Origin of the sequence: Paenibacillus sp. GM2 (genome assembly GCF_900069005.2) — a bacterium.
GTDB lineage: Bacteria > Bacillota > Bacilli > Paenibacillales > Paenibacillaceae > Fontibacillus.
Genome location: NZ_LN831279.1, coordinates 1,077,482 through 1,091,520, shown reverse-complemented (window position 1 = coordinate 1,091,520; position 14,039 = coordinate 1,077,482). Strand labels below are relative to the sequence as shown.

At 48.6% G+C, this 14,039-nt stretch carries 14 protein-coding genes; 5 read left to right on the top strand and 9 right to left on the bottom strand.

Annotated elements, in window-relative coordinates; all coding sequences use genetic code 11:
- Positions 1-104: 104 nt before the first annotated feature.
- Positions 105-284 (bottom strand): hypothetical protein, encoded by a 180-nt coding sequence (locus tag BN1360_RS14740; protein ID WP_068780612.1) that lies wholly within the window; start codon positions 282-284, stop codon positions 105-107.
- A gap of 21 nt (positions 285-305) precedes the next feature.
- Positions 306-770: a GNAT family N-acetyltransferase gene (locus BN1360_RS14735; RefSeq protein WP_068780611.1), complete on the bottom strand. Its 465-nt coding sequence runs from the start codon at positions 768-770 to the stop codon at positions 306-308.
- 209 nt (positions 771-979) lie between these two features.
- Between BN1360_RS14735 and BN1360_RS14730 the strand changes: the two genes are divergently transcribed.
- Positions 980-1,615 carry a nitroreductase family protein gene (locus BN1360_RS14730; RefSeq protein ID WP_068780610.1) on the top strand — a complete coding sequence of 212 codons (636 nt, stop codon included), beginning with the start codon at positions 980-982 and terminating at the stop codon, positions 1,613-1,615.
- Between the two features lie 243 nt (positions 1,616-1,858).
- On the opposite strand, the gene BN1360_RS14725 is transcribed toward BN1360_RS14730, so the two are convergent.
- Together BN1360_RS14725 and BN1360_RS14720 are read right to left on the bottom strand one after the other, a co-directional pair.
- A complete protein-coding gene (locus tag BN1360_RS14725; protein WP_068780609.1) occupies positions 1,859-2,875 on the bottom strand; it encodes a S66 family peptidase in 1,017 nt (338 codons plus the stop codon).
- A gap of 92 nt (positions 2,876-2,967) precedes the next feature.
- The gene (locus tag BN1360_RS14720; RefSeq protein ID WP_229521013.1) at positions 2,968-3,807 is read right to left on the bottom strand and encodes an AraC family transcriptional regulator; all 840 of its coding nucleotides are present in this window, start codon (positions 3,805-3,807) and stop codon (positions 2,968-2,970) included.
- Between the two features lie 127 nt (positions 3,808-3,934).
- On the opposite strand from BN1360_RS14720, the gene BN1360_RS14715 reads away from it, so the two are divergent.
- The 4 genes from BN1360_RS14715 (at position 3,935) to BN1360_RS14700 (ending at position 7,826) form a co-directional block, all read left to right on the top strand.
- Entirely contained in the window at positions 3,935-4,792 is an 858-nt protein-coding gene (locus BN1360_RS14715) for a sugar phosphate isomerase/epimerase family protein (protein WP_068780607.1), read from the top strand.
- Between the two features lie 64 nt (positions 4,793-4,856).
- Positions 4,857-6,020, top strand: a complete 1,164-nt coding sequence (locus BN1360_RS14710) for a Gfo/Idh/MocA family protein (RefSeq protein WP_068780606.1) — start codon at positions 4,857-4,859, stop codon at positions 6,018-6,020.
- 15 nt (positions 6,021-6,035) lie between these two features.
- Positions 6,036-6,797 carry a sugar phosphate isomerase/epimerase family protein gene (locus tag BN1360_RS14705; protein ID WP_068780605.1) on the top strand — a complete coding sequence of 254 codons (762 nt, stop codon included), beginning with the start codon at positions 6,036-6,038 and terminating at the stop codon, positions 6,795-6,797.
- Positions 6,798-7,826: a Gfo/Idh/MocA family protein gene (locus BN1360_RS14700; protein WP_068780604.1), complete on the top strand. Its 1,029-nt coding sequence runs from the start codon at positions 6,798-6,800 to the stop codon at positions 7,824-7,826.
- 260 nt (positions 7,827-8,086) lie between these two features.
- Here the strand turns inward: BN1360_RS14700 and BN1360_RS14695 are convergent, their stop codons facing one another.
- The 5 genes from BN1360_RS14695 to BN1360_RS14675 all read right to left on the bottom strand — a co-directional run bounded on the left by BN1360_RS14695 (position 8,087) and on the right by BN1360_RS14675 (position 14,005).
- Positions 8,087-8,845: an ABC transporter ATP-binding protein gene (locus BN1360_RS14695; RefSeq protein ID WP_068780603.1), complete on the bottom strand. Its 759-nt coding sequence runs from the start codon at positions 8,843-8,845 to the stop codon at positions 8,087-8,089.
- A 4-nt stretch (positions 8,846-8,849) separates the two neighbouring features.
- A complete protein-coding gene (locus BN1360_RS14690) occupies positions 8,850-11,168 on the bottom strand; it encodes an ABC transporter permease (protein ID WP_068780602.1) in 2,319 nt (772 codons plus the stop codon).
- Positions 11,159-12,451 (bottom strand): MFS transporter, encoded by a 1,293-nt coding sequence (locus tag BN1360_RS14685; RefSeq protein WP_068780601.1) that lies wholly within the window; start codon positions 12,449-12,451, stop codon positions 11,159-11,161. The genes BN1360_RS14690 and BN1360_RS14685 overlap by 10 nt, the downstream gene beginning before the upstream one ends.
- 12 nt (positions 12,452-12,463) lie before the next feature.
- Complete coding sequence (locus tag BN1360_RS14680; RefSeq protein WP_068780600.1) at positions 12,464-13,093, bottom strand: TetR/AcrR family transcriptional regulator; 630 nt, start codon at positions 13,091-13,093, stop codon at positions 12,464-12,466.
- A 210-nt stretch (positions 13,094-13,303) separates the two neighbouring features.
- Complete coding sequence (locus BN1360_RS14675) at positions 13,304-14,005, bottom strand: YjjG family noncanonical pyrimidine nucleotidase (protein WP_068780599.1); 702 nt, start codon at positions 14,003-14,005, stop codon at positions 13,304-13,306.
- Between the last annotated feature and the right edge of the window lie 34 nt (positions 14,006-14,039).

The window sequence follows — 14,039 nt, the reverse complement described above, 5'->3', positions numbered from 1 at the left end:
CCAGCATATTCCCATGGAATGAGAAATGATCAGCCAGCTGCGAACAAGTCAAAAAGTCCCGCATGGATCATCTCCATCGCAGGACCTTTGGGTCGTTTTATGCTTTATTTCATCTTTTCAAACTCCGGTTCGCAGGCTTGCACAACCATTACCTGCCGAATAGCAGATCCAGCACCGATCCCAGCATCCCGGCTTTCTTCCCCTGGGTTATGGCATTCAGGACAACGTCCGCGGACGATCTGAATCTCGTGATGGCACCAAGGGCATTCAATCAACTGATTCATAGCGTCCCCTCCTTAAGTTCACTACAAATCCAGGCGAAGCCGGATCATATCACGACAGGGAAGCCCATCCTCTATGATCTCTTCCTCATAATGTCTAACGAAGAAATCGCGGTCCACCCCCGTCATCCGAAAACCGCATCTTTGATATAACCTCAGTTGAAGCAGACTGGAATTACCTGTGCCTATTTCCACAGAACGCGCTTTTAAGCGCCGGGCTTCCTCGATGGCCTGAAGTACCAGCCTCTTACCGATTCCACGTCCCTGCTGCTGCTCTGCAACAGCAATATTCACAATTTCCAGGGTTCCCGGGTGTGTTGGAATCAGCACAAATTCACCTACCAGCTCATCATTGATATAAGCGAGATAGCATTTTCCCCTTGCTATGTATTCCTCTACCAGCGACTTGGAAGGATCAGCGAGCAGCAGCAGCTCATACGGAACCTCTTGCCCGGCTTGCAAATCCAGCAGTTTATATACGATTTCCATTCTGCAATCCCCTATTCCAAAATAATCCTGTCTGAAGCATTATTTTCATCTTATCATGTTTCCCGCGTGGGCCAAAAACAAAATTAGAAATAATCATACTTATTCATAGAAATTTCACTTTCAAAAAGTAAGCAAATAACATATAATAATATTATGAATTAAAGAAATGATCCATTTGTTCATTATTATTTACATAAGGAGTGCTACTCATGGGTGACTTTGTCTCAATTATTGAAAATCGTCGTTCGGCGAATAAGTTTATTAAAGGGGTTCAACTCCCGGTCGAAGAGTTGGAAGAAATATTCAAGCTGGTCAAATTGGCTCCATCTGCGTTCAATCTACAGCATGCGCATTACGTGGTTGTCAATGACCGTGACATGATTGAGAAGCTGTACGTTGCAGCCAATAAACAATACAAGGTGCTTACCGCTTCTGCGGTGGTTCTCGTTCTGGGCAATTTGGACGCTTATAAGGATGTCGCCCGGATCAATGAAGGCTTTTTGAATCTGGGAGTCCTTAGCAAACAGGAGTATGACATGGAGATTGACTCTGTCACTGGCTTCTATGAAGGCGGCGGAAAGCAATTTATGCGCGATGAGGCGATTCGCAATTCCAGTCTGTCGGCACAGTTGTTCATGTACGTGGCCAAAGATAGAGGCTGGGATACTTGCCCGATGATCGGCTTTGATCCGGATGCGGTGCAAGAGCTGCTGAACATTCCCGACAATTATATTCCTACGATGATGATTACGATCGGCAAGGCCGATCCTTCCAGCCAGCGTCCGCGCGGCTACCGCAAGCCAGTGGGAGAGTTTGTGAGCTATAACGAGTTTGGCAGGCAATAATTGTAGTGGTTATTCAATAAATCGCTTGGGATCAGAAAACCAGATCATCCAGCGAAATGTTTTGAAAAAGCGCTCTCGTAGTTATATACTTCGACGCTGAAAACCGGTCTTTTTGAACACACACTTCTTTATAGTAGAAAAGCGGTGTAAAGACGGCCCGACGGCTGCCTTGCACCGCTTTTTTTAATAGATACCATTGCTATCCTTGAATCACTTCAGATAGAATCCTTTCTATTTATCTTTCTACGCCTTGAAAATTTGCTTGATGGTTCCCTTCCCGTTCTCCGTCTCCACTTCCGCATAGGCTCCGTTAATCAGCGTGACCTGCGGCGGAACATGGCCAAAGTCCATATCATAAATAATCGGCAGCTCTAATTCAGCAGCAAGCTCCTGATATAAATTTTCGGCCGTATAATGATCGATGGGCTGATTAGCACCGCTGCGACCAAACATAATTCCGGTACAGTGATCGAACCAGCCCGCTAACTTCATATGAACCAATGATCTGCGCAGATCAGCCGTATTCAGCTCGCAATTCTCCAAATACCAGAGTATTGGCTCATTATGGATGTAAGATTCCTGGAAATGACGGATGTCCCCGAACGGGGTACCGATCAGATGCCTGATCACATCGACACAGCCGCCCAGCAGTCTGCCTTCCAACCTCACCTTCTGTCCGGAGACCGTCTTCCAGCAGGTCGGTTCCGTCAAATGATAGACACAAGGTGAAGGGGCATCATGCTTCCATTCCTTCTGATAATACGGTGAAGAATGCTGCAGCACCTCTTCTCCCGGCTTCGTCCTCAGGACGGTCTCCCACATCGCTGTTGTCTCATCGGAGTACTCTCCGCGAAAATCAACCAGATTCGTTCCATGCGCAGTAGCGACTCCTGTTGTCAAAGTCACTGCCAGCAGCAGAACGCTGATGTCTGAATAGCCCAGAATCCATTTATTCTGAATCTGCTCGAAATTTATAAGCTCCAGTATCTCGATTAACAACTCTCCACCCCAGGGTGGAATGATCAAATCGATTTGCGCATCGCCTATCATCTTGTTAAGCTCATCAGCACGTACCCGGGCCGGAGCCGACTTCGCCTTATCCTGCGTCCAGGCCGTATCGCCAAAAACTACAGCATATCCCTTCGCTTCCATTCGGCTGCTGGCCTGTCTGAGTAATTCATGCAATTCTACAGGAACGCCTGACGAAGGAGCTGTCACGCCAATCGTAGCTCCCAAAGTTAAAGATGGATATTTAATCATCAACATTCACCTCACGACTATAACTTCACTTTGATTATTCATCCATTCTAAATCAATTTATTGCCTTAGAACAATCTTATTATGAACTTCCCCTATTTCCCGTTCCTCGGCGTTCTGCCCGTTAGCTTGCGGTACGATTTGTAGAAGCTGGAATAGCTGGTAAAGCCGGCAGCGAAGCAGGCCTGGGTAGCGGTGAAACCCTGCCTCATCAGTTCATCGGCTTTCAGAATCCTTTTATAAGTAATATATTGATTAATCGTATAACCGGTCGTTTCTTTGAAAATATGGCATAAATAATATTTTGTTATATAAAATTGTTCAGCAAGATGGTCCAGCGAAAGCGATTCTTCAAGATGTTTGTTGATATATTCGAGTACCGCCGCGACCTTGGGCTCTCCGCGTTTGCTGCTTGGCGGATCATTCCGGGCCAGATCATTAATCAGGGAGGCGATTTGCACAATGATGCATTTGGCGACAACCTCATGTTCGGCACTCCCCTGCTCTAACGCCCGTTGAAGCTTATTGAACAGTTCGAGCAATCCGCTCTCCTTCACCGTTTTGGCGCTTAGCTGGTTATCTTGACCCAACCTGCGGTATTTAATCGTCCGAAACAGATCGACCCCGCTGGACATAAACGGAGCCATAAAGTTGCCATCCAGTGTAAGGACCGCCCGCTCATATGGCTGATCCTCGGAAATGTTGACGACATGAAGCTCATTGGAATTTATCATCAAGAGCGAATAAGGCTCCAGCTCATATTTACTGCCTTCGATGGTGAAGCTGCCCGAACCGCTGATAAACATGAAAATCTCATAGCCCTTCTCATAATGCGGCTTATAATGCAGCGGATTCGGTTGCTCGTCCCGGACATGGTGATACCAAAAAGAATCATCCTCCGCCCTGTAATGAAAATTTACCGTTCTATGTTCCACCCTAGCATTCACCTCTATTTCAACATACAGCAAGATTGGCATAGTTTCAAACAATTTGAGCGAAGAACTATGACAATATTAATGCTACATTCAAGGGGATAACAATATAAAAAGAGGTGATCTGCCCATGCCAGCATCCGAATTTACTCTTACAGGTTTTGCAGATGAGATCGACGAAAACTTTATGACCCAGTTGAAAGGACTTAGCAGTCTTAACCTTCGATTTATAGAGATACGAGGCGTAAATGGCAAGAACATTTCCACACTGACCCCGCCGGAGATCCGCGAGGTTCAGAACAGGCTTGATGAGTACGGGATCAAAGTATCTTCTATCGGCTCTCCCATTGGCAAAATAACGCTTCAAGACGACTTTGCCATCCATTTGGATATGGCCAAGCGTATTTTTGAAACCGCCCATACTTTAAATAGTCCCTTCGTTCGCATATTCAGCTTTTACATTCCGCAAGGCAGCGATGCAGCCGTATACCGGAATGAGGTGATGGAGCGTATGGGCGCCATTGTGGATGCCGCCAAAGGCAGCGGACTAACGATCTTGCACGAGAACGAAAAAGAAATCTACGGCGATATTCCGGAGCGTTGTCTTGATCTACTGGAGACGTTTGGCTCTCCTCATTTTGCCTGTGCCTTTGACCCGGCCAACTTCGTGCAATGCAACAGCGAAGCCTATCCGGCAGCCTATGAGATGCTGAAGCCCTATATCAAATATGTGCATATTAAGGATGCCTTGGCCGAAGATGGACGAAATGTGCCCGCCGGCATGGGAGCTGGACGAATTGAAGAAGTACTGCAGGACTTAAAGGCGAACGGATATAACGGCTTCCTGTCTCTGGAGCCTCATCTGGGCAGCTTCACTGGGTTGCATGAACTGGAGCATGCCTCATTGCCGGATACGCTTGAGACTGGCGGATTGCATAGCTTCAGGCTGGCGCATTCTTCCCTGCTGCAAATATTAGATCGTATCTAGTACTGCTGGAAAGCGATCCTTTTGAACCTGTATTTACTGTATCTAATAGGGAGGTTATAACCCAATGGAAAACGTTCGCTTAGGGATTATCGGGATCGGCAATATGGGTACGGCCCATAGCCTGCATATCCATGCGGATCATAAAGTACCGGGGATGGTGCTGACTGCGGTCTGCGACATAAGCCAGGAGCGGCGGGCTTGGGCCAATGAGTATTTGCCGGGCGTGGCCGTGTATGAGCAGGCTTCAGATATGTATCAAAGCGGTCTGATCGATGCGGTGCTGATCGCGGTTCCTCACTACAATCATCCCGCCCTCGCTGCCCTCGCGTTTGCTAACGGGCTGCATGTGCTCGTCGAGAAGCCGGCTGGCGTGTACACCAAGCAAGTATTGGAGATGAATACCGCCGCGGATGAAGCAGGCAAAGTATTCGGCATCATGTACAATCAGCGCACGAATCCTGTCTATCAGAAAGTCAGAGAGCTGATCCAAAGCGGTGAACTCGGATCGCTCAAGCGCGTCGTCTGGATCATTACCAACTGGTATCGGCCGCAGGCATATCATGATTCGGGCTCCTGGCGTTCCACCTGGAAGGGGGAAGGTGGCGGCACGCTTATTAACCAGAACCCGCATAATCTAGACCTGTTGCAGTGGATGCTGGGAATGCCAAGCCGCATTCGCTCCTTCTGCAGCTTCGGCAAATATTACGATATCGAGGTCGAGGATGATGTTACCGCCTATCTGGAATACCCCAACGGAGCAAGCGGAGTATACATCACCTCTACTGGCGAAGCCCCGGGAACAAACAGGCTGGAGGTTTCCGGGGATATGGGCCGGATTGTCGTGGAGAATAACCGGATCAGCTTCGACCGCAACCGGATCTCGGAGCGGGAGCATAACCGCGTCAATACTGAACCGTTCCAGGCACCCGAATGCTGGCATGTGGAAATTCCGGTTTCCGGAGACGGAGGAGAGCAGCATATTGGAATTTTAAAGAACTTTACTAACGCTATTTTGCATGGAGAAAAGCTGCTTGCTCCCGGCGAGGAAGGCATCTACGGCCTGTTGATCTCGAATGCCATTCATTACTCCACTTGGACGGATAGCTGGGCCCTGCTAGACAGCTTTGATCACGATCATTTCTATGAATTGCTGCAAGAGCGGATTAATCACTCTACTATACAGAAGAATGTCAGTCAGAAGGTTAGCGATGTTAAAGGTTCACATTAAGAGGAGGCCAGATCCATGTCCAAAATATTAGGCGCACAGCTGTATACGATCCGGAATTTCGCCGCTACTCCCGAGGAGCTCGACCGATCCTTGAGCAGGATCAAAGCGATGGGGTACCGGACGGTTCAGGTATCGGCCATGTGGCATCTGTCTGTCGACGAGATAGCAGCGATCGCCGCCAGCCATGGGCTGCAGATTGTCATCACCCATACTCCGTATGAACGCTTCATCGATGATCTTGACGGCGTGATCCGCGATCACCACAAGCTTGGCTGTGGCTTGGCCGGATTGGGCGGTCTGCCGAAGGAATACCAGCGCAAGGATGGATATTATGCCTTCGCCAAGAAATTCTCGGCCATCGCCGATGAATTGGCGCAGAACGGATTGAAATTCAGTTACCACAACCATCATTTTGAATTTCAGAAGTATGATGGGCAGCTTGGTCTGGATATTCTTATCGAGCAGACGAATCCGGATCACTTCCTGTTCACGCTTGATACGTACTGGGTACAGGTCGGCGGCGGCAATCCAAGCCATTGGATCCGCAAGCTGAAGAATCGAATCGAAGCCATCCACCTGAAAGATTTGGCGATTATTGATTCCCAGCAGATTATGGCGGAAGTCATGGAAGGCAATCTGGACTGGCCGGAGATCCTGCAGGCTTGTGAGGAAGCGGAAGTGAAATGGTATCTGATCGAGCGTGATGACGGTCCAACCGATGCCTTTGACAGCTTGAAGATCAGTTATGATCATCTGAGAAAGCTGGGGTATGAATAAATGAGCCAGATCAATGCGGTTATTATCGGCTGCGGTGCTATTGGCCCGGTCCATGCCGAAGCGGTGAAAAATTCAGACGCAGCTCATCTATATGGGATATGCGATATCCTTTCTGAGCGCGCTGAAGCGCTGGCCCAGCGTTACGGCTGCCGGGTTTTTACCAGCTACGCTCAGGTGTTGGCCGATGAAGCCGTGCATAGTGTCCACATCTGCACCCCTCATCACTTGCACGCCGAAATGGCCGTGCAAGCTGCCTCGCACGGCAAGCAGATCGTGCTGGAGAAGCCGGTCGCGATGAATGTCCCGGAGGCTCGCGTCGTAAACGATGCGGTCCGCACCGCTGGGGTGAGCTGCTGCGCCATTTTGCAGAATCGCTTAAATCCTTGTATTGAAGCGGCTAAGAGCCTGATCGATGAAAGAACCTATGGCGAACTGTTAGGAATTAAAGGCTTTCTGACCTGGAGGCGCACAGCGGAATATTACGGTTCCGCCGACTGGCGCGGCAAATGGGCCACTGAAGGCGGCGGCCTGTTGATTAATCAGGCGGTGCATATGCTCGACCTGCTATATTATCTCGGCGGTGAAGTCATGGCCGTAAAAGGCCATATCGATACCAGAGCGCTGCAGGAAGTGATTGAAGTGGAAGATACGGCGGAAGCCACCTTCTATTATAGGGATGGCAAACGCGGATGGTTTTACGCCACAAATGGCTATTCCGAAGACAGTCCCTTCTTCTTAGAGATACATCTTGAGCATGGTGTACTGCGCTATATCGATAATAAGCTCATCCTTAAGAGCCACGGAGAGGAACAGTTACTGGCGGATGACCTGCATAGCAGCAAATCTATGGTCGGCAAAGCATATTGGGGCAGCGGTCACGCCCGGCTGATCGATCAGTTCTATCAGAGTTTGGCCGGCCCTCCTGCAAGCTACTCCACCTTGCAGGATGCGTCCTACTCCATGGGCATTCTCGATGCCATCTATGCTTCATCCAGGAATGATCGAAGGGAAATGATCGAGTTGTTCTAATCCAATAAAAGGCTGCCTTAAAGTCAACAGACTTAGGTCAGCCTTTTATTGCTTACTCTACTACTATATTAGTTGAACTAAAATGAAGATTGCGGAAGAGGGAGACATAATTCTGGAGAAGCGGAGCGTCGCCTTTGTGGGGGGACTTCTCTCCTTCTTGAATTAGGTTAGCAGAGAAATCCACGAGCAACAGAGATTGGGGGAATATTTCATCCGGCCGCCTGCATCCTCTTAGGAGTCATGAGTTCACCGAACATAAATCATATCCCGATCTCCCGCATTTTCGCGGTAACCTTCTCGACTCTATCCGCCATATCTGTCCCGTCCAACTTGGGGAGCCTCAGCTCACTGACGATTTTGCCATCGCGCATAAACATAACGCGTTCGGTACGCGCCGCAACCATAACATCATGAGTAACCAGCATTACGGCAGTTCCCTCCGCGTTGATCTCGGCCAGAAGATCCATAATCTCCTGTGCGGATTTTGAGTTCAGCGCCCCCGTGGGTTCGTCGCCAAAGATGATCCTCGGACTATTGATCAGGGCGCGGCAGATCCCTGCACGCTGGAGCTGGCCACCCGAGACCTGTGTGATGTCGCGCTTTTCCAGCTCGGCGATACCTACCCTTTTCATAAGCGCACGCGCCTGCTCCGCAATTTCTACCGTACTTTTTCGATGACCGCGCATCGCTGGAAGAATAATGTTATCGAGCATATTCAGATTTTTCAGCATCGTTGGCTGCTGGAACACAAACCCCATCGTTGTCCTGCGCAAATCCGAGAGTTCATTCTCGGAGGCCGCTGCTAAATCCTTGTTATCGAAAATAACCTTGCCGCTATCAATCCCGTCCGTTCCGCTTAGGGCGAACAGCAACGTTGATTTTCCCGAACCCGAGGGGCCCATAACCGAAGCGAACTCGCCCTCCGCAATTTCCACGGACACACCATCAAGAACATTGCGTTTCTCCTCGCCCTCACCAAAGGATTTTACGATACATTCGCCAACTATGATCTTCTTCATCTGCCTACTCCTTTATACTCTCGGAAATTTGTATTCGTCTCGCACCCGCTGTACCGATCATTGTGGCGATGAGTACCGAGCCGATCAACAGCAGCGGGCTAAGCAGATACGCAGACAGCGGATAAATCGCAAACTGAAATTTCGCCACTCCAAAGGAAGAGATCGCCACACCCGCAAGCCCCCCTCCAAGGGTATTGGCCAGCAGCGTGCCAAGCACAATTCCAACGATCAGAACGAATCCGGAACGCGCAAGATACTGTGTCCTGATATCCGTAGTTGTATATCCGAACACTTTCATGACAGCAATGGTGTATCTGTCTTTTGCCACAAGCATTTTCATAAATAGCAAAGCCACCAATACCACAATAATCAGAGCAACAAGAATTGAAGCATGGGAAGCCTTCTTGACGGAGCCAATCGTCGACCCGAAGGTTTGAGCAACAAATGCATCAATATCTGAGACCTTGGCATAGCTATACCTGTCTGCATATTGTAAGGTTGTCTCTTCGATCAACGAGGGGTTCGATAACTCTGCGCAGATAACGTACCACATGACCCCGGCCGATTGATCCGCAAAGCCAGCTTTAGCGGTTTTGCCGCCGTTAGTAATATCGGAGTAGATTCCGCTGATCGTAAGGCTCCTCTCCCGTCCCTCTATCACCAGCGTGATCGGGTCGCCCAGCTTCTTGTCCAATTCATCCGCATTCAAAACGGATAGAGCAATTTCATCATCAGCCGCAGGCGCTTTGCCCTGAGCATATTGAATGGGGAAGATCGTATGATCCCCAAGCTCAACTTTTATATTTTCCTCCGATCCGCCTTCCCTTTTTACTTTGAAGGTTTTTGTGGCTAACACAGCATACTTGGCGATAGCGCGGTCATTGCGCAGCGCGCCTATCATTTCAGCGGCTCTCTCAGGCATATGATCCGTCTGCTGAATGTCGATGCGCATATCGTAGTTTCCAATCCCCATATATTGAATGAAGCTTTTGGAGGAAATTGTGTTGTACAAGTTCTGTGGAACTACCATGATGAACACGGATATGATCAGTACGACAAGCATCGTGGTATACAGTTTTTTTCGGGCGAGAACATCCTTGATCCCGAGAAAAATATTCGTGTTCAGCAGCTTGTTCCCACTTAAATGAAAATGCTTGGAACCGGGCGCCTTGTCCTGGGGAGTCCCCTGGCGGATTGCTTCTGCTGCCGAGATCTTCCGGAAGCGTCTGAGTACGCCATTAACATAACCGATAATTGCCAGGAAGACGAGTAATACACCAAAAATCCCTAAGGCGGCAGCAACAGAAGAGTTCTCACTTTCCCCCATATATAGCCGGATGTTCTCAAGCAGCACGCCTTTGAAGATCAAGGACAAAGCATAGCCGATTATACTGCCTGCCGCCGCTAGGACCGCATATTTTGCCAGATAGATTTTCTTAATGTCCGAGACACGCAGTCCTATCGCCTTCATCACGCCGATTTCCCGGTAGTCGTCCTCCATTTTGGCAAGCAAGGTGAAGCGGATACACATTAAAGCTATAGCAACGACAAGTATGCTCACCAGAAGAATGACACCAATCATCATTCCGTCGGAGAGGGCGTTAATCATTTTAAAAAGCGGATATGTAATCGCCGGTCCATTCGCTTCCAAGCCTGCGGAGGCATATGCCGTCTCGAATTCCCCCAGCTTCGCCAAATCCTTCAATCTGAACTCAATCAAATACTCGATACTGCCCAGGTCCTTTAGCTGTTCAAAATCAGACCTGCTGATTAAATATCTTTTGGAAGAGGCCAGCATGGAATTCATCTGGGAGTCCCGCAGAAAACCGGCAACCTGAAATTCCTTGCCACCTATAACAGCCTTATCGCCCATCTTAATGGTCTGTTCCTTCATATAGGTGACGGGAACATAAATCTCTCCGTCGGATACGTTAATGACTTTGCCGTTAAGGTCGAGCAGATAATCGAACTTCTCGCTCTGTACGCTGAGGCCATTATCCTGAATACTGTCCGTTAGCGAGTGATCACCGAAGCGAAATTGCGAGCCGTCCATATTCAAAAATTCCAGCACTTGAAATTGATCAACATGTTCATTCCGGTTCGCAAATAACTCCAAACGGGCAGAATCGATCTCCCCGGAGTGCATCTGCATAAAATGCGGAGTTCTGGCCTGGGTCATCATGGCATCCAGCGCCCCCGTCAGATTGACGATGAGAATTGCCGCCAGTGAGACGAGCATCGCCGCCGCGGCAATAAATATCGTGGTCGTCAGTGTAACCAGCCTGCTCTTCGACATGTCATTGCGGACTATTCTTAAATACATAAGTCCCCCTTATGTTCCAGCTTTCTTACGGATTTCATGTTATATAGAACTATCGAAACGACACTTAACACGACTCCGGCCACAATGATGAGGAAGCCTGTTCCTCTGCCGCTGCCCGTGCCTATAATCCTTCCAACACTGCCAGCAAGCGCTCCCCCTTCCACTAATAACGGAGTGAATAGATAATCCGCCATCAGTCCGGCAAGCGCATATGCGGCCACATAACCGAACTGAGTAATCACACCGATCAGCGCCCATGCCCTTCCTTGCGCGGAATTATCAATATTAGTACGGATCAGATAATCCATACTTACATTAGCAAATGGAATCATGGCAAAAAAGAGAAATCCCGCAACACATATCAGCATAAGGTTTTCACGCAATCCGAACATAGCCATAAATATGCCTACCAGGAACATGGAGAACGATAATATTTTCACATAATCCTTCTTAATTGGAAGAAACCCGATGACCACACTCGTTACGAGCATGCCTGAAGCCACGATAGTCTCGACCGTTCCGATTACAGAGCTGTTCGAAAATGCCAACAGCATCGGAATGGAAAGCGTCTCAATGATTCCCAGCAAAAAGGTCAGCAATGTGGTCATGAAGATTAGGACAAGCACCCCTCTATTCCCGGATATAGCGCTCCAACCATCCTTAAAGTCCCGAATGAACGAATTCGCCTGCTCATAGGTCTTGGCAGCAAGACCGCTGCGAACTACAAGCGTTGTCGTGACCGTAACAAAAAAAGTGCAAATATCGATGATCAGCAGCAGCTTAATGTCCGAGATCACAAGCAAGTATCCGGCAATGATCGGTGAGATCAAAAATTTGGACGTGCTCGCGATCTGGACAAGGCCGCTTGCCTTCGTGTACTGCTCCTTCGTTAGCAAATCTGTAACTGTAGCCTTATAAGCCGGATCAAGCAGCGAGGAGAATACCGAGCTTATCGTTACCCCCACGCAAATCTGCCAGAGCAACACTTCTCCACGAAGCATGCATATCAAGATGAACACTAGGCCTATCGCAGAGAGACTATCGCCTAACACCATCAGCAGTCTGCGGTCATAACGATCGGCGAGCACACCGGCAAAGGCGCTTAGAAGCAGCGAGGGCATGAACGCCAGCAAGGTGACCAGCCCCATTGCAGAGGCCTTTCCCGTCAGCTGAAACACATATATTCCCAGCCCGAACGAAGTGAGTCCGTTGCCGATGGCAGAAATAAATTGTCCTGACCACAGCATAAGAAATTTTCCAAAAAGCTTGTTTGAATGATCCATCACTGCCTCCATTTAGCTGCCGAACATCTGCATGGCCTGCACAAGGCTTCCGCTCTCAGCGCCCAGCAGCCTCTCAATGTTATATACGAGCGCCTGCGCCCGCTGAGTGAGCTCCTCGTTCGTCATTGGAACCATATCCTTATCAAAAATCGTATTGGCATAAATCATGACCATCTCCATGCACTCATACGGAAACGGCGTATTGAACAGTCCCAGCGTGATGCCTTCACGAATCATATCCGCCAGGATGGGTGTAACACCGTTAATCAGCATCTTCTGTATTTTGTGATGCATCAGCGCGTTCTGTGGCTTATGAATATGCTCCATAATCTCCTGACTGCTTTCATCACCGCTGATATTCAGTGCCATGATCACACGGATTATACGCTCGACAACGGGGATGCCCCTGTCCACGGCAATTCCTTGCGCCGTCCCCAATAGCCGTACACTATATCGATCAATAAGCGCGTCCATAATATCTTCCTTGGACTTGAAATGATAATACAGCGTTCCCCGCGCAATCCCGACCTTTTCGAGAATGTCGTTTGTACTTGTGCCATCAAAGCCCTTCTGCGCAAACAGCTCATCCGCTGCATCAAGAATTTCATTTCTGCGCTCTTCAGCATCTTTGACGACCCTCATTTGCTGCACCTCCTTGATTAAAAAAGCTTGTAGACCGACTGTCTGTCGGTAATATAATAACACAAATTATGCGTGGAGGAAAGAGGTGACTTCTCTATGAGTTATCCAAGCCCTGACTCGATCTGCCTCTCCAACAGATCGGCAAAAAGAGCGCGATTGGAATCGTTCCTTATCGCGCTCTCTTTTATTTTCACAAAAGTATTCGTAATTTTATCTAGCTCTCTGTATCCCTAATATCTGATATAACTCCTGAAGTGTACGAATTTCATAGGTTGGAACGATATCCGTATTATTCTCTTTTCCTATGGGATTGTACCAGCATGTATCCATACCTGCCAGCTGTCCGCCCTTAATATCCGAGCTTAACGAATCTCCGATAATTAATGCCCGCTGCGGGTTAAAATCAGGAATGCGGGCGAACACATAATCAAAGAACTCTTTCATCGGTTTCTGATAACCCGTATCCTCCGATACAAAAATATTCGTAAACATCGGATGCAGACCTGAATCACGAAGCCGGCGATCCTGTGTCTTCGACACGCCGTTCGTCACGATGTGCAGGTCATACCCGCCTTGCAGTGCCGAAATTAATTCCAGGGCCCCGTCGATAAGCTGATGCCCCTGCTCCAGATAACTGCGATATCGCTGCTCTAGCAGAACGCCATCCACTTCATGCCCATACTCCTTCAATAGCAGAGCAAATCGAGTGTTTACGACTTCATGGCGATCGATACGCCCCTCTTCAAAGGCCCTCCATAACCCCTGATTCACGTGTTCATAATGCGCTTCGATTTCTTCCGTAAGCTCCATCTGCTGTTCCTCGAATAATAAGCGCAATGCCAGTCTTTCCGCTGCCTTAAAGTCCAATAATGTATCATCTACGTCAAATAATAATGTCCGATAAGCCTTCATCATGATTCTCTCCAATCCCAAATTCTCTACCTAG

Coding starts and splice junctions, on each gene's coding strand:
- BN1360_RS14740 (WP_068780612.1), bottom strand. CDS start 284: ATGAATCAGTTGATTGAATGCCCTTGGTGCCATCACGAGATTCAGATC.
- BN1360_RS14735 (WP_068780611.1), bottom strand. CDS start 770: ATGGAAATCGTATATAAACTGCTGGATTTGCAAGCCGGGCAAGAGGTT.
- BN1360_RS14730 (WP_068780610.1), top strand. CDS start 980: ATGGGTGACTTTGTCTCAATTATTGAAAATCGTCGTTCGGCGAATAAG.
- BN1360_RS14725 (WP_068780609.1), bottom strand. CDS start 2,875: ATGATTAAATATCCATCTTTAACTTTGGGAGCTACGATTGGCGTGACA.
- BN1360_RS14715 (WP_068780607.1), top strand. CDS start 3,935: ATGCCAGCATCCGAATTTACTCTTACAGGTTTTGCAGATGAGATCGAC.
- BN1360_RS14710 (WP_068780606.1), top strand. CDS start 4,857: ATGGAAAACGTTCGCTTAGGGATTATCGGGATCGGCAATATGGGTACG.
- BN1360_RS14705 (WP_068780605.1), top strand. CDS start 6,036: ATGTCCAAAATATTAGGCGCACAGCTGTATACGATCCGGAATTTCGCC.
- BN1360_RS14700 (WP_068780604.1), top strand. CDS start 6,798: ATGAGCCAGATCAATGCGGTTATTATCGGCTGCGGTGCTATTGGCCCG.
- BN1360_RS14695 (WP_068780603.1), bottom strand. CDS start 8,845: ATGAAGAAGATCATAGTTGGCGAATGTATCGTAAAATCCTTTGGTGAG.
- BN1360_RS14690 (WP_068780602.1), bottom strand. CDS start 11,168: ATGTATTTAAGAATAGTCCGCAATGACATGTCGAAGAGCAGGCTGGTT.
- BN1360_RS14685 (WP_068780601.1), bottom strand. CDS start 12,451: ATGGATCATTCAAACAAGCTTTTTGGAAAATTTCTTATGCTGTGGTCA.
- BN1360_RS14680 (WP_068780600.1), bottom strand. CDS start 13,093: ATGAGGGTCGTCAAAGATGCTGAAGAGCGCAGAAATGAAATTCTTGAT.
- BN1360_RS14675 (WP_068780599.1), bottom strand. CDS start 14,005: ATGAAGGCTTATCGGACATTATTATTTGACGTAGATGATACATTATTG.